This is a genomic window from Halorubrum sp., from assembly GCF_046498025.1.
Lineage (GTDB): Archaea > Halobacteriota > Halobacteria > Halobacteriales > Haloferacaceae > Halorubrum.
On the sequence record NZ_JAWOBM010000004.1, the window covers coordinates 1 to 19,754 of the forward strand.

General features: G+C 69.1%; 16 protein-coding genes. 11 read left to right on the forward strand and 5 right to left on the reverse strand.

The window, feature by feature from the left end; genetic code table 11:
* Positions 1-1,173 (forward strand): aspartate aminotransferase family protein (locus tag R6U01_RS00475; RefSeq protein ID WP_410284495.1); only part of this gene is annotated, 1,173 nt, incomplete at its 5' end.
* Between the two features lie 37 nt (positions 1,174-1,210).
* On the opposite strand, the gene R6U01_RS00480 is transcribed toward R6U01_RS00475, so the two are convergent.
* On the reverse strand, positions 1,211-2,491 hold the full coding sequence (locus R6U01_RS00480; protein ID WP_410284496.1) for an amidohydrolase: 1,281 nt from the start codon (positions 2,489-2,491) through the stop codon (positions 1,211-1,213).
* 123 nt (positions 2,492-2,614) lie between these two features.
* Between R6U01_RS00480 and R6U01_RS00485 the strand changes: the two genes are divergently transcribed.
* Positions 2,615-3,598 carry a D-2-hydroxyacid dehydrogenase gene (locus R6U01_RS00485; RefSeq protein WP_410284497.1) on the forward strand — a complete coding sequence of 328 codons (984 nt, stop codon included), beginning with the start codon at positions 2,615-2,617 and terminating at the stop codon, positions 3,596-3,598.
* Between the two features lie 57 nt (positions 3,599-3,655).
* Here R6U01_RS00485 and R6U01_RS00490 read toward each other — a convergent pair whose 3' ends face one another.
* Positions 3,656-4,834, reverse strand: coding sequence for a M24 family metallopeptidase (locus R6U01_RS00490; RefSeq protein WP_410284498.1), 1,179 nt, complete (start codon positions 4,832-4,834; stop codon positions 3,656-3,658).
* 160 nt (positions 4,835-4,994) lie between these two features.
* Here R6U01_RS00490 and R6U01_RS00495 point away from each other — a divergent pair, with 160 nt between their 5' ends.
* Entirely contained in the window at positions 4,995-5,867 is an 873-nt protein-coding gene (locus R6U01_RS00495) for a YqcI/YcgG family protein (protein WP_410284499.1), read from the forward strand.
* Positions 5,860-6,450, forward strand: coding sequence for a cysteine hydrolase family protein (locus R6U01_RS00500; protein WP_410284500.1), 591 nt, complete (start codon positions 5,860-5,862; stop codon positions 6,448-6,450). Before R6U01_RS00495 ends, R6U01_RS00500 begins: the two co-directional genes overlap by 8 nt.
* Before the next feature lie 12 nt (positions 6,451-6,462).
* Here the strand turns inward: R6U01_RS00500 and R6U01_RS00505 are convergent, their stop codons facing one another.
* On the reverse strand, positions 6,463-7,935 hold the full coding sequence (locus R6U01_RS00505) for an MATE family efflux transporter (protein WP_410284501.1): 1,473 nt from the start codon (positions 7,933-7,935) through the stop codon (positions 6,463-6,465).
* Positions 7,936-8,067: 132 nt separating this feature from the next.
* Between R6U01_RS00505 and lipA the strand changes: the two genes are divergently transcribed.
* The 5 genes from lipA to R6U01_RS00530 all read left to right on the forward strand — a co-directional run bounded on the left by lipA (position 8,068) and on the right by R6U01_RS00530 (position 13,297).
* Positions 8,068-9,006 (forward strand): lipoyl synthase, encoded by a 939-nt coding sequence (gene lipA / locus R6U01_RS00510; protein ID WP_410284502.1) that lies wholly within the window; start codon positions 8,068-8,070, stop codon positions 9,004-9,006.
* 107 nt (positions 9,007-9,113) lie between these two features.
* The gene (locus tag R6U01_RS00515) at positions 9,114-10,235 is read left to right on the forward strand and encodes a branched-chain amino acid ABC transporter permease (protein WP_410284503.1); all 1,122 of its coding nucleotides are present in this window, start codon (positions 9,114-9,116) and stop codon (positions 10,233-10,235) included.
* On the forward strand, positions 10,232-11,551 hold the full coding sequence (locus tag R6U01_RS00520; protein ID WP_410284504.1) for a branched-chain amino acid ABC transporter permease: 1,320 nt from the start codon (positions 10,232-10,234) through the stop codon (positions 11,549-11,551). The genes R6U01_RS00515 and R6U01_RS00520 overlap by 4 nt, the downstream gene beginning before the upstream one ends.
* Complete coding sequence (locus R6U01_RS00525; RefSeq protein ID WP_410284505.1) at positions 11,544-12,428, forward strand: ABC transporter ATP-binding protein; 885 nt, start codon at positions 11,544-11,546, stop codon at positions 12,426-12,428. The genes R6U01_RS00520 and R6U01_RS00525 overlap by 8 nt, the downstream gene beginning before the upstream one ends.
* A complete protein-coding gene (locus R6U01_RS00530; RefSeq protein WP_410284506.1) occupies positions 12,425-13,297 on the forward strand; it encodes an ABC transporter ATP-binding protein in 873 nt (290 codons plus the stop codon). The genes R6U01_RS00525 and R6U01_RS00530 overlap by 4 nt, the downstream gene beginning before the upstream one ends.
* Before the next feature lie 86 nt (positions 13,298-13,383).
* Here the strand turns inward: R6U01_RS00530 and R6U01_RS00535 are convergent, their stop codons facing one another.
* The gene (locus R6U01_RS00535) at positions 13,384-14,769 is read right to left on the reverse strand and encodes an ABC transporter substrate-binding protein (protein WP_410284507.1); all 1,386 of its coding nucleotides are present in this window, start codon (positions 14,767-14,769) and stop codon (positions 13,384-13,386) included.
* Positions 14,770-14,978: 209 nt separating this feature from the next.
* Positions 14,979-16,637, reverse strand: coding sequence for a gamma-glutamyltransferase (gene ggt / locus R6U01_RS00540; protein WP_410284508.1), 1,659 nt, complete (start codon positions 16,635-16,637; stop codon positions 14,979-14,981).
* 354 nt (positions 16,638-16,991) lie between these two features.
* Between ggt and R6U01_RS00545 the strand changes: the two genes are divergently transcribed.
* Entirely contained in the window at positions 16,992-18,764 is a 1,773-nt protein-coding gene (locus R6U01_RS00545) for an ABC transporter substrate-binding protein (RefSeq protein WP_410284509.1), read from the forward strand.
* A gap of 33 nt (positions 18,765-18,797) precedes the next feature.
* Complete coding sequence (locus R6U01_RS00550; protein ID WP_410284510.1) at positions 18,798-19,745, forward strand: ABC transporter permease; 948 nt, start codon at positions 18,798-18,800, stop codon at positions 19,743-19,745.
* Positions 19,746-19,754: the final 9 nt, after the last annotated feature.

Sequence of the window (19,754 nt, forward strand, 5' to 3'; positions counted from 1 at the left end):
TGTCACATCGGCGCGGCCCCGCTCGGGTACAACAACGAGAAGGTGCTCTCGAAGGTGCGGGAGTTCGACCTCGTGGAGCCGATGAAGATCGCCGGCCAAGACATGTACTTCGGGTCGGGGCCGAGCCCGGCGGAGGCCGACTTCCCGGGATCGAGTCACCTCATGGACCGGCTGACCGACGTCTCCAGTCACTACGGGATGGACACGGTGTTCCTCTCGAACTCGGGCGCCGAGGCGATGGAGAACGCGATGAAGATCACGCACGACCACCGCGTCTCCGCGAAGTACGGCGTGGCCTTCAGCGGGAGCTTCCACGGCCGCACCCTCGGAACACTCTCGTTGACGAAGTCGAAGGACGTGTACACCCGTCGGTATCCCGAGATCAGCGGCATCGAGACGGTCCCGTTCTGTGCGGATCGCGGCTGTGACGCCGCGAGCTGCGACTGCGGCTTCTTCGCGGGCGGCGGCTCGCGGCTCCGCGACATGCTCGGGCCCGAGGGCGGGCACGTCGATCCCGCTGAAATCGCGTTCCTGACGCTCGAACCGATCCAGGGCGTCGGCGGCTACCGCTTCCCGAGCGAGGCGTTCATGGACGAAGTCGCGGCCGTCACCGAGGAGTACGACATCCCGCTCGTCGTCGACGAGATCCAGTCGGGGGTCGGCCGGACGGGCGAGATGTGGGCGGCGGACCACTACGCCATCGAGCCGGACGTGATCGCGGCCGCGAAGGCGCTCCGCGTCGGCGCGACGATCTCCCGGTCGGACGTCTTCCCGTCGGAGAAGAACCGCCTCGGCTCGACGTTCGGCGGCGGCGACCTCTTGGGCTCGATGATGGGGGCGTTCACGCTGGAGGCGATCGACGAGCACGACCTGCTCGCGAACGCCACCGAGCGCGGCCGGCAGGCCACGGAACTGCTCGGCGAGGACACGGGCGACCACGTGGTCGACGTGCGCGGGAAGGGGCTGATGCTGGCCGTCGAGTTCGACACCCCCGACCGCCGCGACGACGTGGTCGCCGAGGCGTTGAAGCGCGGCCTGCTCACGCTCGGCTGCGGGAAGAAGACGATCCGACTCCTCCCCCCGCTCGACTCGACGGAACGCGAGATCGACCTCGGGGTCTCGATCTTCCTCGACTCGGTCGCGGCCGCGGGGCCGACGCCGACGACCGCGTGAGGACGGCGCGACTCCCTCCTCGACGGTTCCTCCGCGCTTACTCTGACAGCGAGCGCGCCGTTACCACCGCCTCGGTGAGCGTCTCGACGCCGATCTGCAGGCTCCGTTCGTCGACGTCGAACGTCGGCGTGTGGTGATCGGTCGGGTGGTCCGTCCCGACGATCAGATACGACGCGAGCCCCCCGTCCTCCTGTGCGCGTTTCATGAGGAACGTCGCGTCCTCGCTCGCGCCGAAGTCGGCCGTCGGGACCACCTCGTCGACGCCGTCGACGTCCCGGGCGACCGCGGCGACGTGGTCGACGAGCGCCGCGTCGCTGTCGGCGCGCGGCGACTCGCTGACGACGTCGAACTCCAGCTCGCAGCCGTGCGAGACGGCGGCGCCGCGGAACGCCCGCTCCAGCCGCGACTTGGCGTACTCCTTGAGCGCCGTCGTCTCGCCCCGCGCTTCGGCCTCGACCCGCGCGTGCTCGGCGATCACGTTGCTCGCGCTTCCGGCCTCCGCGTATCCGACGTTCACGCGCGTCATCCCGTCGCTGTGGCGGGGAATGCCGTAGGCGTTCGAGATGGCCGTGCCGAGCGCCTGCATCGCGTTCTCGCCCTCCTCGGGCGCCTTGCCGGCGTGCGCGGACTTCCCCCGAAACGACGCGTCGACGTGGGCCATCGCCAGCGGGCGCTCGATCCCCGCGACGACCCGGCCGGTCGGGTGGCCGAGCCCGACGTGTGCCGCGAACAGGTAATCGAGCCCCCGAGCGAACCGACTCTCCGCCATCGGGTGGCCGCCGCCGCCGATCTCCTCGGCCGGTTGGAAGAAGGCGACGAATCGCCCGCGGAAGTCGCTTTCCGCGACGGCCTCGAGGACGGCGAGCCCCCACGTCATGTGCGCGTCGTGACCGCAGGCGTGCATTGTCCCGTCGATCTCCGATCGGAACCCCTCTCGGGCGGGATGGTGGTCCTCGTCGTCGGACTCCTGGATGAACAGGCCGTCGATGTCGACCCGGAGGCCGACGGTCGGTCCCTCGCCGCGGTCGACGACCGCGACGCAGCCGGTGACCCCGCCCGCGGTCCGCTCGAGGACGTCCTCGCGGGCCCCGCGCTCGCGAGCGCGCTCGACCCACGGCTCGTAGGCGTCGTCGTCAAGCTTCGCCATGCGGTCGTCCGGGTCGTACGCCTCCCGGCCCACCGCCAACTCGTCGACCCCGATCGCCTCGATCTCCTCGACGAGGCGACTGGTCGTGTAGAACTCGCGCCAGCCGGGCTCCGGGTGTCGGTGGAAGCCGCGACGGAGCTCGGTCAGCCGGTCCGCGATCGGTCGTGTCATGCGTACGCGTGTCTCCCGGATCCAGTTAAGGGTATACGATGATCGTGTACCGAGAATACGAAAACGTATATGAGTCACTCGCGAACGCACGACCGACACCACCACGGGGTGGAGACACAACCTATGACAGCAGAGCCTGACGTCGTCGTTCTCCGGGAGGGGACCGAGGGACTGTCGATGGAATCGTACGCCGAGACGCTGCGGGAGCACCTGCCGGACCGGACCGTCGCGCTGGCTCGCACGCCGGCCGCGGAGCGCGAGCTGGTCCCGCTGGCTCGGGTGGTCACCGGGATCACCGTCTCGGAGGAACTGGTCGCGGACGCCGACCGGCTCGAGCTGTTCGCGTGTACGTTCGCCGGGACGGACCACGTCCCGGTCGAGGCGCTCGCGAACGAGGGGGTCGCCGTCACCAACGCCGGCGGGATCCACGCGCCGGGGATCGCGGAGCAGTCGATCGCCAACATGCTCATTTTCGCTCGACGGCTCCACGAGGGGTGGCGTCGCAAGTCGAACGCGGAGTGGCGGCACTTCCAGTCGCACGAGTTCGCGGGGAGCACGGTCACCGTGATCGGGCTCGGGTCGATCGGCCAGCACGTCGTCGACCGGCTCGCCGGCTTCGACGTCGAGACCGTCGGGGTCCGGTACACGCCGTCGAAAGGCGGCCCGACCGACGAGGTCGTCAGGTTCGAGCCGGACGCGATCCACGACGCGCTCGCGCGCAGCGACTACGTCGTCGTCGCCTGTCCCCTAAACGACCTCACCCGCGGGCTCATCGGGGACGCCGAGCTGGCGACGCTGCCGCCGCACGCGGTCGTCGTCAACGCGGCTCGCGGCGGGATCGTCGAGACGGACGCGCTGGTCTCCGCGCTCCGGTCGAACGGGATCCGCGGCGCGGCGCTCGACGTCACCGACCCGGAGCCGCTCCCGTCCGATCACCCGCTGTGGGACTTAGAGAACTGCCTGATCACGCCGCACACCGGCGGACACACTCCGAAACACTGGGACCGCCTCGCGGCGATCGTCGCGGACAACGTCGCCGCGCTCGACGCGGGCGATGACCCGGCGTCGCTGCGGAACCTCGTACGCGCCCCGAGCGACGGCTCGTGAGTCCGCCCGAAGGTGTGGGTGAGTCCGCCGGAAGGTAGGGAACGAGTCCGCCGGGAATCAGGCAGAGAACAGCCGTCGCGGGAACTCCGCGAGGGTCTCCGCGCCCGTCGACGTGACCGCGAACGTCTCGCTCAGTTCGACGCCGAACTCGTCCTCCCACAGCCCCGGGATCATGTGGAACGTCATCCCCTCTTCGAGGACCGTCTCGTCGCCGGGGCGGATGCTGGCGGTGTGCTCGCCCCAGTCCGGCGGGTAGCCGAGTCCCATCGAGTACCCGATCCGGTCCTCCTTCTCGACGCCGTACTGCGCTATCGTCTCGCGCCACGCCTTTTCAACGCGCTCGCAGGTGACGCCCGGCTCGACCGCGTCCAGCGCGGCGTCTATCCCCTCGACGACGATCTCCGCGGTCCGCTCGACGGCGTCCGGGGCGTCGCCGACGAACGCCGTTCGCGCCAGCGGCGAGTGGTAGCGGTGACGGCACCCCGACAGCTCGATGAGCACCGGGTCGCCCTCCGCGAACTCCCGATCGCTCCACGTGAGGTGCGGGGTCCCCGTGTGGTCGCCGGACGGCATCAACGGGACGATCGCCGGATAGTCGCCGCCGTACTCGTCGGTCCCCCGGATCAGCCTGTCGTATATCTCGGCCGCGACCTCGTACTCCGGGACGCCGGGCTCGATGGCGTCGAGTCCGGCGAGCATCGCCGACTCCGAGATCTTCGCCGCCTCCCGCATGTACTCGATCTCCCGGTCGGACTTGCGCACCCGGATCCAGTTGACGAGGAGGTCCGCGTCGACGAGCTCCGCGTCCGGGAGCTTCGACCCGAGTCGCGTGTACGACTTCGCCGTGAAGTACGCGGCGTCCATTTCGACGGCTATCCGACCGTCCGCGACCTCGAGGTCGCCCAGGACGTCCGCGAGGAAGTCCATCGGGTGCAGGTCGTACGGCGAGTGGACGTGGTCGTCGCTGTAGGCCCGCATGTTCGGCTCCGAGAGCCACGTCGTCGCGCGCGCGCCGTTCTTGTCCATGTCGCGGCCGACCCACACCGGCTCGGGGTGGTCGCGCGTGACGACGACCGCCTGGTGGACGTAAAAGGACCACCCGTCGTACCCCGCGATGTAGTTCATGTTCGCGGGGTCCGAGAGGACGATCGCGTCGAGGTCGCGCTCGCGGAGCTTCGCTTTCGTCCGCTCGACCCGCGTTTCGTACTCCGATTGCGGAAAGACAGCTGCTGGCATGAGAGGATCTCCGTTGATACCCACTCACACGCTCCTGAAAAGTATTTTGTGTATCTCTGGTACGGAATTCGTTTACGACTTCCCCGCCTCCGCGTCCCCTGTGCCCCGGATTCACCGCCCTCGGCGAAAGTCACAAGGCCGCTAGCCACCGATGTGACGTATGAACGAGCCCGGGACCGAGGGCGTGCTGTTGGACCAGGAGACGCTCCACGAGCGGCTCGACGACGCCCCCGACTGGCTGCGCGACCACTACCGGACCTTCCGCGAGTCGATGCTCGGCGAGCGCGACGGGTCGCCGTTCCCCTGTTACTTCGGCATCGAAGTCGAGCGCGAGGGCGACCTGCTGTACGCCGCCTGCGAGTCGACGACCGACCCCGCCGCGCTCCTCCGGTTCCGCGACGTCCTCCGGCAGTACCTGGGGACGTACGAGGACCACGCGGACCGCGCCCCGCTGGCGGTGTTCTTCCGACCGCCCGAGGGCGACCCGGGCGAGGCGCACTACCACGAGCGGCTGTGGCACGTCTTGGAGTTCCTCCACGTCCACGACCCGGAGCCGTGGCCCGAGGAGATCCCGACCGACCCGGACACGCCGCGCTGGGAGTTCTGTTTCGGCGGCGAGCCGCTGTTTCCCACCTCGCGGGCGCCGTTTTACACCGAGCGGAAGAGCCGCTACTCCCCCGTCGGGCTGGAGATCACCTTCCAGCCGCGGGCCGTCTTCGAGGGGATCACCGCGGACACCGAGGCCGGCGAGCGCGCCCGCGAGGCGATCCGCGGCCGCATGAGCGAGTACGACGGGGTCTGCCCCCACGCCGACCTCGGCGACTGGGGGATCGAGGGCGACCGCGAGTGGACGCAGTACCTCTTCCGCGAGGACGACGACGCGAGCCCGGACGCCTGTCCCCTGCGACCGAGCCGCGAGCACCCGAAGGCGCCCGCGGCGCTGCTGGAGCCGGGCGCGTGGCGGCGGTTCGCGGACCCGCGGACGCCCGGCGACGCGTCGCCGCCGGTGACCTCGGGGCTCGGCGATGACTGACGCGTCGCGGTCGGCGGCCACTGACGCCGACCGCCCCGGAGTCCCCGACGGCGCCGTCCTCCTCCTGATCGACTTCCAGAGCGGCTTCGACGAGCCGGGGTGGGGCGAGCGGAACAACCCCGACGCCGAGTCGGTCGCGGCCGCGCTCCTCCGCCGGTGGCGCGAGGCGGACCGGCCCGTGGCGCACGTGCGACACGCCTCGACGGAGCCGGACTCCCCGCTCCGCCCCGACGCGCCGGGCTTCGCGTGGAAGCCGGAGACGGCCCCGGTCGAGGGCGAACCGACCTTCGAGAAGTCAGTCAACGGCGCCTTCCTCGACTCGGGGCTCGACGCGTGGCTCCGCGAGGCGGGTCACGACGCGCTCGTCGTCTGCGGGCTCACCACCGACCACTGCGTCTCCACCACGACCCGCGCGGCCGAGAACCGCGGCTACGACGTCGCCGTCGTCGCCGACGCGACCGCGACCCACGCCCGCGAGGGGTACGACGGCGAGGCGATCGACGCCGACACCTCCCACCGCGTCGCGCTCGCGCACCTCGACGGCGAGTTCGCGACCGTCGTCGAGAGCGACGACCTCCGGTAGGCGCCGACCCCCTCAGTCGTCGTCGGCGGTCTCGGCGGCGCTCCCGCTTCCGCCGTCGCTCGCGCGCTCGGCGGCGTTCGCGAACATCCCCCGGCGGGTCGTGTACGCGAAGTACGCGCCGAGGCCGAGGAACCCGACGACGTTCGAGACGGCGACCGCCCAGAACACGGCCTCGACGCCCCAGCCGAGGCCGGGCGCGACGGCGACGCCGAACGCCCCGAACGTCGCCGTCGCCGGCACCGCGGCGACCGCGATGGGGAACCGGACCCCCCAGTACTTGACGAGGTCGGCGACGAAGGAGGTCCGGGTGCGCGAGGCGCCGTTGAACCCGGCGAGGAGGGTGTACGTCCCGCCGAGCGCCCAGTAAGAGACGGCGAGAATCCGGAGGTACAGCACCGCGAGCGCCCGCCCCGTCGGCGTGAGATCGGGGGCGAGCAGGTCGGCGAGCCCGCCGGCGAACAGGAACTGGACGGCCCCGAGCCCGAGGAACGCGGCGACGACCATCCCCGTGCCGACCGTCGTCGTCCGCCGGGCGCGGCGCGGGGCCTGGGCGCCGAGGTTCTGGCCGATCATCGACTGGGCCGCCTGCTGGACTCCGAGCGCGGGGACGATCGCGAGGGTCGCGACGCGCGCGCCGACCGTGTACGCCGCCACTCCGGCGGCGCCGCCGGCGATCGCCACGAGCCCGACGACGAGCACGCGGACCAGTTCGCTCACGCCGCGCTGGCCGCCGAGCGGGAGCCCGACCGAGACGACCTCGCGGAGGTCACCGGCGTCGACGACGAGCGCGTCCCGGGTGAGTCGGAACGTGTCGCGACCCACGCCGGCCGCGTACGCGAGGATGTGAACCAGCCCGGCGACGCCCGCGAGCGCCGTGCCGAGGGCCGCGCCGGCGACGCCGAGTTCCGGGGCCGGACCGACGCCGAAGATCAGCACCGGCGCCGCGACCAGGTTGACGAGGACGCTCGCGACGGTCACGTGGAGGACGGCGCGCGTGTCGCCGTAGGCGGTGAAGCAGTTCTCGACCGTGTCGCCCACCGCGCCGACGGGGAGGACCGCGACGACTATCGAGAGGTAGACGGCCGTGGTCCCGGCGAGCGCGGGGTCCGCCCCGAGAAAGCGAACCAGCTCCTCGGCGTAGACGGCGGCGGGAATCGCGACGGCGACGGTGACCGCGAGGGCGACGAGGCTCCCGTTGACCGCGACGCGGCGAGCGCCCCGGTCGTCCTCGCCGCCAGCCCGCTGCGCGACCAGGATCTGGGTCCCCACCGCGGCGACGACGACGATCGCGCCGAGAAACGACTGGATCGGGAGACTGAGCCCGACCGCCGCCACGGCGTCCTCGCTCACGCGGCCGAGCCAGAAGGTGTCGACCAGGGCGTTCGCGACGTACACGAGGTTCTGCGCGACGAGCGGCGCCGCGAGCAGCAGCAGCACTCGGCCGACCGGCCCGTCGGTGATCGCCTCGCGATCGACGTCGAACATCGAATAGTTCGTGATAGAAGCGATATAATAAAAGTATATTGGTGTTGGATACGAGACGTGTTCCCGCCGCGGGGTCGGGTCGATCCTGCGTCTGATCCGCACGTTTTTGCACCCGGGCGCCGTGGGACGGGTATGGAACGCGGCCGTCGGAAGCCGGACTGGTTGAAGTCGCGGCCCCCGTCCGGCTCCCGGTTCACGGAGATCAAAGAGCGCCTCCGCGAGCGCGACCTCCACACCGTCTGCGAGGAGGCCAACTGCCCGAACATGGGCGAGTGCTGGTCCGGCCGGGACGGCCCCGGCACCGCGACGTTCATGCTGATGGGCGACCGTTGCTCGCGGGGCTGTAACTTCTGTGACGTCGCCACCGGCGGCATGGAGTCGCTCGACCCCGACGAGCCCGCGAACGTCGCCGAGGCCGTGACGGAGATCGGGCTCGACTACGTCGTCTTGACCTCGGTCGACCGCGACGACCTCCCCGACGGCGGCTCCGCGCACTTCGCCGAGACGATCCGCGAGATCAAGCGGCGCGACCCGGAGACCCTCGTCGAGACCCTGATACCGGACTTCCAGGGCGACCCGGCGGCGATCGACCGGATCGTCGAGGCGGGGCCGGACGTGATCGCCCACAACGTCGAGACGGTCGAGCGCCTCCAGTGGCCGGTGCGCGACCGGCGCGCCGACTACGAGCAGTCGCTCGGGGTGCTCGACCGGGTCGACCGGACGTCCGACGTCCACACCAAGACGAGCCTCATGCTCGGCGTCGGCGAGTACGACCACGAGGTGTACCGGACGCTCGGCGACCTCAGCGAGGTCGGCGTCGACGTCGTCACGTTCGGGCAGTACCTCCAGCCGTCGCGCTCGCACCTCGACGTGTTCGACTACGTCCACCCCGACGTCTTCGAGACGTGGCGCGCGGTCGCGGAGGAGGAGTTCGACTTCCTCTACTGCGCCTCGGGGCCGATGGTCCGCTCGTCGTACAAGGCCGGCGAGCTGTTCGTCGAGGCGCTGCTCCGCGAGGGGCGCTCGCCCGAGGACGCCCGGCGTCACGCGCGGGCCGCCGGCGGGGACTGACGACCGCACCGTCGCCGGGTGTCAGCGGCGTTCGAGGTGCCGACTTTTGTCGAAACAGCGAGTTATTTACCTCTCCATATCAGAGCCAGCGTTAGTGAGACGTACACATGGGTACAACTGAATCGTCGATCGTCGACGCGGCGCGGGCCCGGCCCGGGCTCCTCCTCGTCGCCCTGCTCGGCGGCCTGCTCCTCGTCGACCTCGCGGCGAAGCTCGCGGGTGTCTCGGTCGGTCCGATCGGCGGGGCGGTCTCCGTCGGCCGGCTCGGCTCGAACCTCTGGAGCGGTCTCGTGATCGGGCTCGTGATCGGGCTCGCCGGGATCGGACTCTCGATGACGTACAGCATCCTCTCGTTCGCGAACTTCTCGCACGGCGACCTCGTCAGTACGGGGGCGTTCACAGGGTGGGGCGTGGCGTTTCTGATAGCCGGCTTCGGCGACGTGCCGGTCCGCGCCCTGCTGACCGTTCGGGACGCCGGGAACGTGAGCGCCGGCGACATCGGCGCGCACATCCTCTCGGCGCCGGCGGCTATCCTCGTCGGTCTCGTCGCCGCCTTCGCGATCACCGCGGCCGTCGCGCTCGCGCTCGACCGCGCCTTCTACAAGCCCATGCGTGACCGCGACGGGATCTCGATCCTCATCGCGTCGATCGGTGCCGCGCTGGTCGTCCGGTACCTGATCCAGTTCGTCTACGGATCCGACCGCCGGGGCGTCACCGCGAGCGTCGACGCGTCGAACCTCGCGTTCGATCCGCTCGGCCTCTCGATCAACGCCCACGAGCTGACCATCGTCGTCGCGGCCGTCGGGCTCATGCTCGCGATGCACTTCATGCTCCAGCACACGAAGCTCGGCACCGCGATGCGGGCGATGGCGGACAACAAGGACCTCGCGCTGGTCACCGGCATCCCGGCCGAGCGCGTCGTCACCGCCACGTGGCTCATCGGCGGCGGGCTGGCGGGGGCCTCCGGGTATCTCTACGTGCTGCTACGGGGGACGATCCAGTTCGACTTCGGCTGGTTGCTCCTCCTCCTCATCTTCGCCGCCGTGATTCTCGGCGGCATCGGGTCGGTGTACGGCGCGATAGCCGGCGGGGTCGTCATCGGGGTCGTGTTCACGACCTCGACGATCTGGATACCCTCCGACTTCAACGAGGCCGCCGCCTTCGCCGTGATGATCACCATGCTCCTGTTGCGTCCGGAGGGGCTCTTCGGAGGTGTTTCGACCGCATGAGCGATCCGCACCCGGGCGAGACGGAGGCCCCCGAGAGCGCGACGGCCGCCCTGTTCGAGGCCGCGCGCCGCAGCGACCTCGGGCTCATCCTCGGGACGCTGCTGCTCGTCTACCTCGTCGCGGCCCTCCTGACCTTCACGGACGGGCTCAACAGCGTCGTCGGCCTGATGCGGACGCTGACGTTCCTCGGGCTGGTGTACGCCCTCTCCGCGCTCGCGCTGAACCTCCAGTGGGGGTACGCCGGGCTGTTCAACATCGGCGTGGCCGGGTTCATGGCGCTCGGCGTCTACACGATGGGGATCGTCGTGCGGTCGCCGGACCCGGCGTTCGGCCCGCCCGGCTTCGGGCTCCCGCTGCCGGTCGGCATCGTCGCCGGCATGCTGGTGGCCGCGGTCGTCGGCCTGATCGCGGCGCTCCCGGCGCTCCGGCTCAAGGCGGACTACCTCGCGATCGTCACCCTCGGCATCTCGGAGATCATTCGGCTTATCCTCCAGTCGAGCGCGTTCGACGCGTTCCTCCGGGAAACGATCGGCGCCGGGACCGGCGGCGGTCGCGGGATGGGGATGCCGCGGAACCCGGTCCGCGACCTCTTCCTCGTCGACGGCCAGGCCAACTCGCCGACCGCCTTCGGTGAGGTCGTCTTCGGCGTCTTCGGGTCCGGGGGTCTCGGGATCTCCCACTCGGTCCTGATCGACTGGGGGTACATCGCCGTCCTCGCCGGCTTCGTGGTCGGCTATTTCGTCCTCCTCGAACGGCTCGGTCGGTCGCCGTTCGGGCGGACGCTCAAGGCGATCCGCGAGGACGAACTCGTCGCGAACTCGCTCGGGAAGAACGTGAACCTGATCAAGATCAAGGTGTTCGGCATCGGCTGCGCGCTGATGGGGCTGGCGGGGATCCTCTGGTTCGGCAGTCAGGGCAACGTCTCGCCGACGCCGCAGTTCATGCCCCTCCTGACCTTCTACGTGTTCATCGCCGTCATCATCGGCGGGTCGGGGTCGAACGCCGGCGCGGTCCTCGGCGGGATCGTGTTCGCGACGGTGCTGTTCGAGGGGCCGCGCCGCGTCGGGGCGACGGTGCGCGACGTCATCGACGCCGAGACGCCGTCCTCGTTCGCCGACGCGGTGGCCACGCTCGACCCGACGGCGTTCCTCGCGTTCGCGACGGACAACATCGCGCCGCTCCAGTTCGTCTTCCTCGGGTTGATACTCGTGTTCATCATGCACCGACGTCCCGACGGCATCCTCGGCGACCGGATCGAGACGGCCGCGGCCGTCGACCTCTCCGAGCGTCCCCGCGGGGGTGAGAGCGATGAGTAGCGACATTCCGGACGCCTCCGACGTCGCCGAGGCGTCGGACTCGGCGCCGATCGACGAACCCGAGGCGAACGACGGCGAGGTCGAGGAGGCGGCAAAGCGCATGCCGACCGGCGTGCCGCTCCGCGTCGAGGGGCTCGTCAAGCGGTTCGGCGGCGTCACCGCCGTCGACGGGGCCTCCTTCGAGGTCGAGCAGGGGTCGCTGACCGGCCTGATCGGTCCGAACGGCGCCGGCAAATCGACTACGTTCAACTGCATCACCGGCGTCCACGAGCCGACAGCGGGGAGGGTGTACTTCAAAAGCGAGGACGTCACCGGGCTGAAGCCCTACCAGATGGCGCGCAAGGGGCTCGTCCGGACCTTCCAGATCGCCCGCGAGCTGGCGGAGATGACCGTCCTGGAGAACCTGATGCTCGCCCCGAAGGGACAGATCGGCGAGTCGGCGATCCGGTCGGTCACGCCGGGACTCCGGGGCGAGGTGATAGAACAGGAGGAAGCCCTCCGCGAGCGCGCCTGGGAGACGCTCGACTTCTTCGAGATCGACCACCTCGCGAACGAACACGCGGGGAACCTCTCCGGCGGGCAGCGGAAGCTCCTCGAGATGGCTCGCGCGCTCATGACCGACCCGGAGATGGTCCTGCTCGACGAGCCGCTGGCGGGCGTCAACCCGACGCTGGAAGAGAAGCTGCTCGATCGGGTCCACCAGCTGCGCGAGGACGGCTACACGTTCCTCCTCGTCGAACACGACATGGACGTCATCATGAACAACTGCGAACACGTCATCGTCATGCATCAGGGCACCGTCCTCGCCGAGGGTACCGGCGACGAGATACGGAACAACGAACGCGTCATCGAGGCGTACCTGGGGGAGGACATATGAGCGCCGAGGACGCGGACTCGGTCGACGCCGACTCCGGCGAGGCGACCACTCCCGCCGACGCCGATGAGCCGTCGGCCGCCGCCGGCGACGCGGCACCCACCGGCGACGACGCGGCATCTGTCGGCGACGCGACCGCCGCGGGAACGTCCCACACGCTCGAGGGCGACGCCATCCTCCGGCTCCGCGACCTCGACGCCGGGTACGGCGACCTGCAGATCCTCTCGGACGTCGACCTCGACGTCGCCGACGGGGAGTACGTCACCGTCGTCGGGCCGAACGGCGCGGGGAAGTCGACGGTGATGAAAACGGTCTTCGGGCTCACGACGTACATGGACGGGGTCGTCGAATTCGAGGGCGAGTCGATCCATGGGCTCCCGCCCGAGAAGATCATCCGCAAGGGGATCGGGTTCGTCCCCCAGAACGAAAACGTGTTCCCCGGCCTGAGCGTGCGCGAGAACCTCGAGATGGGCGCGTACATCCTCGACAGCGTCCCGGAGGACCAGATAGAGACGATCTACGACCGCTTCCCCATCCTCCGGGAGCGGAGCGGCCAGAAGGCCGGGACGCTCTCCGGCGGGCAGCGCCAGATGGTCGCGATGGGCCGGGCGCTCATGCTCGACCCCGACCTGCTCCTCCTCGACGAGCCGTCGGCGGGGCTCGCGCCGGACCTGGTCGCCGACATGTTCGACCGGATCGACCGGATCAACGACTCGGGGACCGCGGTCCTCATGGTCGAGCAGAACGCCAAGGAGGCGCTGCGACGCTGTGACCGCGGCTACGTGCTCGTCAACGGCGAGAACCGCTACACCGACCGCGGCGACGTGCTGCTCACCGACGAGGACGTGCGGAAGGACTTCCTCGGCGGGTAGCTCCGTCGCCGGTCCTCCTACTCGCGGGTGACTCGGGCGGCGAAAAATCGAACGCCGTCGACGGACCGTCCGTCGCTACGGGCCTTTTACTGGTTCAGGACGCTCGACCACTGGCTGGTGTACGTCGCCTGCGCCGGCTCGAAGGAGACGCGCTCCGTGATCTCCCCGTCGCTCTCTTCGAACGCGGCCACGTACTCCTCCTCGAGCGACTGGCCGTAGGCGTCGTTGAGGTACAGCGTCCCGGAGGACTCGGCGCCCACGAGGTCGCCCATCGCGAGCTCGGCCATCGCCGGACCCTGCAGCAGGTCGGACGGCGCGGTCCGGAAGACGTAGTCGTCGTCGTCGAGGTCGGTCACGTCCGGACTCGTCGAGGAGGGCGAGATGCCCACGACGCCGTTCGGGATGAACACCTGGTCGGCCACCTGGAGGTTCACGTTCGAGGCGGCGGGGCCGACGACGGCGCTGTAGCCGGCGTCGACGAGCGAGTTCGCGCCCGAGATCCCCGCCTGCGGGTCGGTCTGCGTGTCCTCGACGCGGGTGTCGACCGTGACGTCGAGCCCGGCGTCGTTGACCTGGGTCGCCGCGAGCAGCGCGCCGTCGCGGATCGGGCCGCCGAGCGGGCCGAGGTCGCCGGTCTCGGGCATCAGCACGCCGACGCGCGCCTCGAACTCGTCGACGCCGACGGGATCGGCGGCCGTGGCGTTCTCGTCCTCCTCCGTGAGCTCGTTCCCGAACTCCAGCGTCTCGAGCGTCTCGATCTCGCCGTCCTGGAAGTCACGCACGTCGTACGCCGCGGTGGCGATGTCGCCGTTGACGTCGAAGTCGACGCTCGAAGACGCGCCGACGTAGTGGACGGGATCGCCGGCCGCGACGGCCTCGACCGCATCGGGGAGGTTCTCCGGGCCGAACTCCTCGCCGCCGGGGTTCGCGACGGTCCGGATCCGGTCGCGGATGGCCTGCCCGTCGTTCTCGCCCGCCGCGGTCGCGGCGAGGATCTCGATCGCCATCGCGTCGTACGCCTGCGCGGTGAACACCCCCGGCGCGGTGTCGTACTCCTCCTCGTACAGGTCGGAGAAGAAGTCCGCGCCCGGACCGCCCGCGGACGGCGCGGTCCCGATGACGTTGTTCATGTCGTTGTCGACCTCGCCGGGGAGGTCGGAGTCGATCAGCCCGTCGGGCACGATGATGTCGAGGTCGGGCACGTCGTCTGCGAACTCGGAGTAGAAGTCGCGGAACAGCTGGATGCCGGACTCCGGGAAGCCGACGACCATGACGGCGTCGGGCGCGCCGTCGCCGTCGCTGCCGTCGTCGCCGTCCATGTCGTCGCCGTCGCTGCCGTCGTCGCCGTTCGTGTCGTTGCCGTCGCCACCGTCGTCGCCGTCGCCGCTCTCGGTCGAGCAGCCGGCGATCGCCGCGATGCCGGCCGCGCCGGCGCCTCTGAGTACGTCACGTCGCTGTATTCTCCGTCTCATGCTGTAACGCTATACCATACGGGCGTTTATAAGTGTATCCACGCCCACAATATACCACAGCCCCTCGCTCGCGCGGCTCGATCGGGACCTACACCGGATTAGCTCCCGGCAGACGGCGTCCTCGCCGATCGACTCGGCGCGGAGAAACGCGGTTCGTTACTGCCGCTCGTCATATCTCTTGGCCGGTCCGTTGGTCCCGGCCGTCCCGTTCAGTAGCCCTGCGCGTTGCCGTCCTTCCGGGGTTCGGTGGCGGCCGAGAGGACGCCGCCCTCGTTTCGGACGATCTGCGCCCCGCCGAACTGCACCGGCGAGAGCGTCCTGACGTCGTGCCCCTTCCGGACCAGCTTCGCGACGACGTCGTCGTCGAAGTGGGGCTCGACCGCCAGCTCGCCGCTCTCGCGGTACCGCCACCGCGGTTCGTCGAGCGCGCGCTGGAGCGGCATCCCGTAGTCGACGACGTTCGAGATCACCTGGACGTGCCCCTGCGGCTGCATGTACCCGCCCATCACGCCGAAGGCGGCCCAGTCGTCCTCGTCGAGACGGACGACGGCGGGGATCAGGGTGTGGAAGGGGCGCTTGCCGGGTTCGAGGCTGTTCGGGTGTTCGGGGTCGAGCGAGAACGACGCGCCGCGGTTCTGGAGGGCGATCCCCGTCTCGCCCGCGACGAGCCCGGAGCCGAACCCGGCGAACCGCGAGTTGATGTACGAGACGACGTTGCCCTCCTCGTCGGCGACGGTGAGGAGCACCGTGTCCGCGTCCTCGGCGGTGGCGTTCGGCACGCCGAACGTGACGTCGTGGTCGGCGGTCGGCCCGACGCCGGCCGCCCGCGTCGCCGCCCAGTCGCTCGACGCGAGCGGCGGGACCTCCTCGAACTCGGGATCGGTGATGTAGCGGTGACCGTCGTGGAAGGCCAGCTTCAGCGCCTCCGCGAAGTAGTGGACGCGCTCGGCGGTGTCGTAGTCGTGCTCGCCCGCGCCCAGCTCGGCCGCGACGTTGAGCGCCTCCAGCGCGATGAGCCCCTGGTTGTTCGGCGGGAGCTCGTACACCTCGGCCCCGTTGTACGTCGTCGAGACGGGATCGGGCCACTCGACCTCGAAGTCGGCGAGGTCGTCGACGGTCATGAACCCGCCCTGCGACTGGATTTCATCGGCGATGGCCTCGGCGATCTCGCCCTCGTACACCACGTCGGCCCCGTGCTCCGCGATCTTCCGCATCGACTCGCCGAGTCGCGGCAGCCGGACGGTCTCGCCGACGCCGGGCGCCTCGCCGTCAAACAGGAAGGCCGCTCGGGCGTGCTCGTCGGTGAACAGCTTCTCGGCGCCGGCCCAGTGGGACGCGATGACCTCGGAGACCGGGTACCCCTCGGTGGCGTATCTGATGGCGGGCGCGAGGGCGTCGGCGAGACCGAGCCGCCCGAGGTTCTCGATCGTCGCCTCCCAGCCGCGGGCGGTGCCGGGAACGGTCACCGCGTGGGGGCCGTAGAAGGGCATTCCGGCCTCCTCGGTGTCGTCGACCGCGTAGCCGCCGTTGTCGGGATAGTACGAGGAGGCGGCCTCGTCCTCCTGTAGCGCGTCGCGGACGTTCTCGATCGTCGCGGCGGCGGGCGCGCCGCCACAGGCGCGCATCGCTCCGACCTCGCCATCGGCCGTGCGGTACAGCGCGAACACGTCGCCGCCGAGCCCCGTCGAGGTCGGCTCGACGACGTTGAGCGCGGCCGCCGTGGCCACGGCCGCGTCGAAGGCGTTCCCGCCCTCGCGCAGCGTCTCGATCCCCGCTTGGCCGGCGAGGGGCTGACTCGTGGCGACGACCCCGCGCTGGCCGTACACGGTCGACCGGCGAGATGTAAATCGATCCAGGTCTGGCTCCATACGAATGGATCTGGTGCGCCGTTGTTAAATATCGCCCCGGACAGTTCCGGGGTCCTCCGAACGCATCGACCGAAGGGCCCGACCTGGGCGAGACGCTGGGAGACCAGTACGCCCTCGCGCAGTCGGCTCCCGTGGGATAACCGCCTGTTCGGTTCAAAAACAATGTAAATATTGATCGAGATCGAATATGATGGAGTATCTTTTCAATGAGCGATCCGAATCTCCCACTAAAACCACACCAAGTTCAGATTATTTACGTGAATCGTAATTGATATATGTATTATTCAACGTGATTGTTAGCGCTCTTCAAGTATACATCATAATCCTTTTATTTGCGTACTCCGCGGTGTGGGTATGGGAAATACAGACAATGGTGATTCAACCCGGAGCGTTCGTCGACGACGGATGCTCGGGATGCTCGGCAGCGCAGGAGTCGCAGGTCTCGCCGGCTGTGCCGGCGGCGACGGCGGCGACGGTGGCGACGGCGGCGACGGCGGCGACGGCGGCGACGGCGGCGACCGCGACTACAGCATCGAGCTGGAGTCCGACCTCGCCAACCCCGACAACTCGGACCTGAGCGTCGACGACGTCTCGATGGGCGGCGAGTTCGTCGGGACGCTCGCGGCGGACGTCGCGCAGTACGACCCGATCCAGCAGACGGACACGACGTCGGTCAAGTCGACCCTACACATCTACGAGTCGCTCATCCGGCCGGACTGGGTCGGGGAGTACCACAACGTGCTCGCGGAGGAGTACGAGCAGGTCGACGAGACGACCTACGAGTTCACCCTCCGCGAGGGCGTGCAGTTCCACAACGGAGACGAGCTCACCGCGGAGGACGTCCAGTTCTCCCTGGAGCGGTACGAGGGATCCCCGAACGAGAGCGACGTGTACACGTGGTACGACGGCTCCGAGGTCGTCGACGACTACACGATCGAGATTTCGACCGACGGTGCGTACGCGCCGTTCCTGACCGACATCTCGGGCATCTCCATCGTTCCCTCGGCCGCGGGGGAAGACGGGGACGTCGATCTCGGGGAGGAGCCGGTCGGTACCGGCCCATACGTGTTCGTCGAGCACGAGAACGACGACCTGTGGCGGATGGAGCGCAACGAGGACTACTGGTTCGAAGGGAGTGATACGGTCCCCGACGTCCCGCCCATCGAGACCGTCACGCTCAGGATCATCACCGAGTCGTCGTCGCAGGTGGCGGCGATCGAGGCCGGCGACGTCGACATGGTCAACTCTCCGCAGCCGGGGAGCATCAGCGACCTCCAGGACAACGAGGAGGTCGAGGTCGCTGAGGTCCTCGGCGCGGGGACCGACCAGTTCTTCTATCCGCTCGGCGTCGAGCCGTTCGACAACAAGGAGTTCAGGCAGGCGATCACCCAGCTGATCCCGCGGGAGTCGATCGTCGACGCCGTGTACGACGGCACGTCCATCCCGGCGTACGGCGCGATCTCGCCGATGCTCGGCGACTTCTCGCCGGTCGAGCTCCACGAGGAGATCGCCGAAGAGTGGGCCGGATACAACCCGGAGCGCGCGACGGAGCTCATCGAGGGCGTCTTCGAGGAGGAAGGTATCGAGGCCCCCTTCGAGACGACGATCATCACGAACGACAACCCGCAGCGCGTCGGCTGGTGTGAGCTCATCCAGGAGAGCATGGAGAGCACCGAGCTCTTCGACGTGAGCCTCGACCAGTTCGAGTGGAACACGTACCTCGACCGCGTGAACGCCGACGACTCCCACGAGAACAACGAGATCATCGCCCTCGGCTGGTCCGGCGGCTGGGACCCCGACAGCTACGTGTACGACATCTTCCACAGCGAGCAGGCGTCGCCCGCGTGCTGTAACACGAACTCCTACTCCGACGAGACCGCCGACGAGCTCCTGGATCAGGGGCTCGAACAGATCGAAGAGGAGGACCGCGTCGAGACGTACCAGGAGTTCCAGCGGTACATCGGCGAAGAGGTCCCCACCGCTTACGTGCAGTTCTCCTACGTCTACGACGCGGTGCGAGCCGGCCGCGTACAGAACTGGCACGCCTACCCCAACGACAGCTACGAGCTGTTGGCGCTGTACGCGCCGTACGTCGACCAGGTCGCCTGGATCGAAGACGACGAGTAGCCCCCGCGACCGCCCTCTACCCGTTCCATTCACATGTCAGTTCGAAAATACGCACTCAAGCGTCTCCTCGTGATGATCCCCGTCCTGTTCGGGGTCACGCTGTTGACGTTCAGCCTGACGAAAATGCTTCCGGGCGATCCGGTTACCTTCATCCTACAGTTTACGGACGTCTCGGAGGAGGTCCGTCAGGAGCTACGCGCACAGTACAACCTCAACGAGCCCGTCTGGAAGCAGTACCTCCTCTGGCTCGGCGACGCGATCACGCTCGACTTCGGCGAGTCGGTCATCTCCGGACAGAACGTCACCGAAGAGCTCGTTTCCCGGATGCCACAGACTGTCCTCCTCGGCGTCGCGTCCTTCGTCATCGCCGCGGTCATCGGTATTCCCGCGGGAATCATCGCCGCCGTCCGGAAGGGGGAAGCCGCTGACGAGGTGAGCCGGATCGCCGCGCTCGCCGGCATCGCGACCCCGAACTTCTGGCTCGGTCTCATGCTCATCTTGGTGTTCAGCGTCGAGCTCGGCTGGTTCAGAACAATCCCGCCGGACGAACCGCTGCTGTCGGTGGCGTCGCTCAAGTTCATGCTGCTGCCGGCGGTCACGCTCGGGACCGCACAGGCCGCGCTGTTGATGCGGCTGATGCGCTCGTCGATGCTCGAGGAGCTCAACAAGGACTACGTCCAGATGGCGCGGGCCAAGGGGCTCCCCGAGCGCACGGTGATCCTCAAACACGTCCTCCGTAACTCGCTCATCGCGGTCGTGACGGTTGCGGCGCTGCAGATCGCGTTCATCGTCGACGGCGCGGTCGTCGTCGAGCAGGTGTTCTCCTGGCCCGGCGCGGGACGCATGCTCGTCGACGCGATCGTCCAGCGGGACTTCCCGCTCATCCAGGCGACGACGCTCATCGTCGGAGTGACGATCGTCTTGGCGAACTTCGCCGTCGACCTGGTGTACTCGCTGCTTGACCCGCGAATCAGATACTGATCTCAGATA

Excerpts from the sequence above, each read along its gene's own strand:
- R6U01_RS00480 (WP_410284496.1), bottom strand. The coding sequence starts at position 2,491 with ATGACACGACCGATCGCGGACCGGCTGACCGAGCTCCGTCGCGGCTTC.
- R6U01_RS00485 (WP_410284497.1), top strand. The coding sequence starts at position 2,615 with ATGACAGCAGAGCCTGACGTCGTCGTTCTCCGGGAGGGGACCGAGGGA.
- R6U01_RS00490 (WP_410284498.1), bottom strand. The coding sequence starts at position 4,834 with ATGCCAGCAGCTGTCTTTCCGCAATCGGAGTACGAAACGCGGGTCGAG.
- R6U01_RS00495 (WP_410284499.1), top strand. The coding sequence starts at position 4,995 with ATGAACGAGCCCGGGACCGAGGGCGTGCTGTTGGACCAGGAGACGCTC.
- R6U01_RS00500 (WP_410284500.1), top strand. The coding sequence starts at position 5,860 with ATGACTGACGCGTCGCGGTCGGCGGCCACTGACGCCGACCGCCCCGGA.
- R6U01_RS00505 (WP_410284501.1), bottom strand. The coding sequence starts at position 7,935 with ATGTTCGACGTCGATCGCGAGGCGATCACCGACGGGCCGGTCGGCCGA.
- lipA (WP_410284502.1), top strand. The coding sequence starts at position 8,068 with ATGGAACGCGGCCGTCGGAAGCCGGACTGGTTGAAGTCGCGGCCCCCG.
- R6U01_RS00515 (WP_410284503.1), top strand. The coding sequence starts at position 9,114 with ATGGGTACAACTGAATCGTCGATCGTCGACGCGGCGCGGGCCCGGCCC.
- R6U01_RS00520 (WP_410284504.1), top strand. The coding sequence starts at position 10,232 with ATGAGCGATCCGCACCCGGGCGAGACGGAGGCCCCCGAGAGCGCGACG.
- R6U01_RS00525 (WP_410284505.1), top strand. The coding sequence starts at position 11,544 with ATGAGTAGCGACATTCCGGACGCCTCCGACGTCGCCGAGGCGTCGGAC.
- R6U01_RS00530 (WP_410284506.1), top strand. The coding sequence starts at position 12,425 with ATGAGCGCCGAGGACGCGGACTCGGTCGACGCCGACTCCGGCGAGGCG.
- R6U01_RS00535 (WP_410284507.1), bottom strand. The coding sequence starts at position 14,769 with ATGAGACGGAGAATACAGCGACGTGACGTACTCAGAGGCGCCGGCGCG.
- ggt (WP_410284508.1), bottom strand. The coding sequence starts at position 16,637 with ATGGAGCCAGACCTGGATCGATTTACATCTCGCCGGTCGACCGTGTAC.
- R6U01_RS00545 (WP_410284509.1), top strand. The coding sequence starts at position 16,992 with ATGGGAAATACAGACAATGGTGATTCAACCCGGAGCGTTCGTCGACGA.
- R6U01_RS00550 (WP_410284510.1), top strand. The coding sequence starts at position 18,798 with ATGTCAGTTCGAAAATACGCACTCAAGCGTCTCCTCGTGATGATCCCC.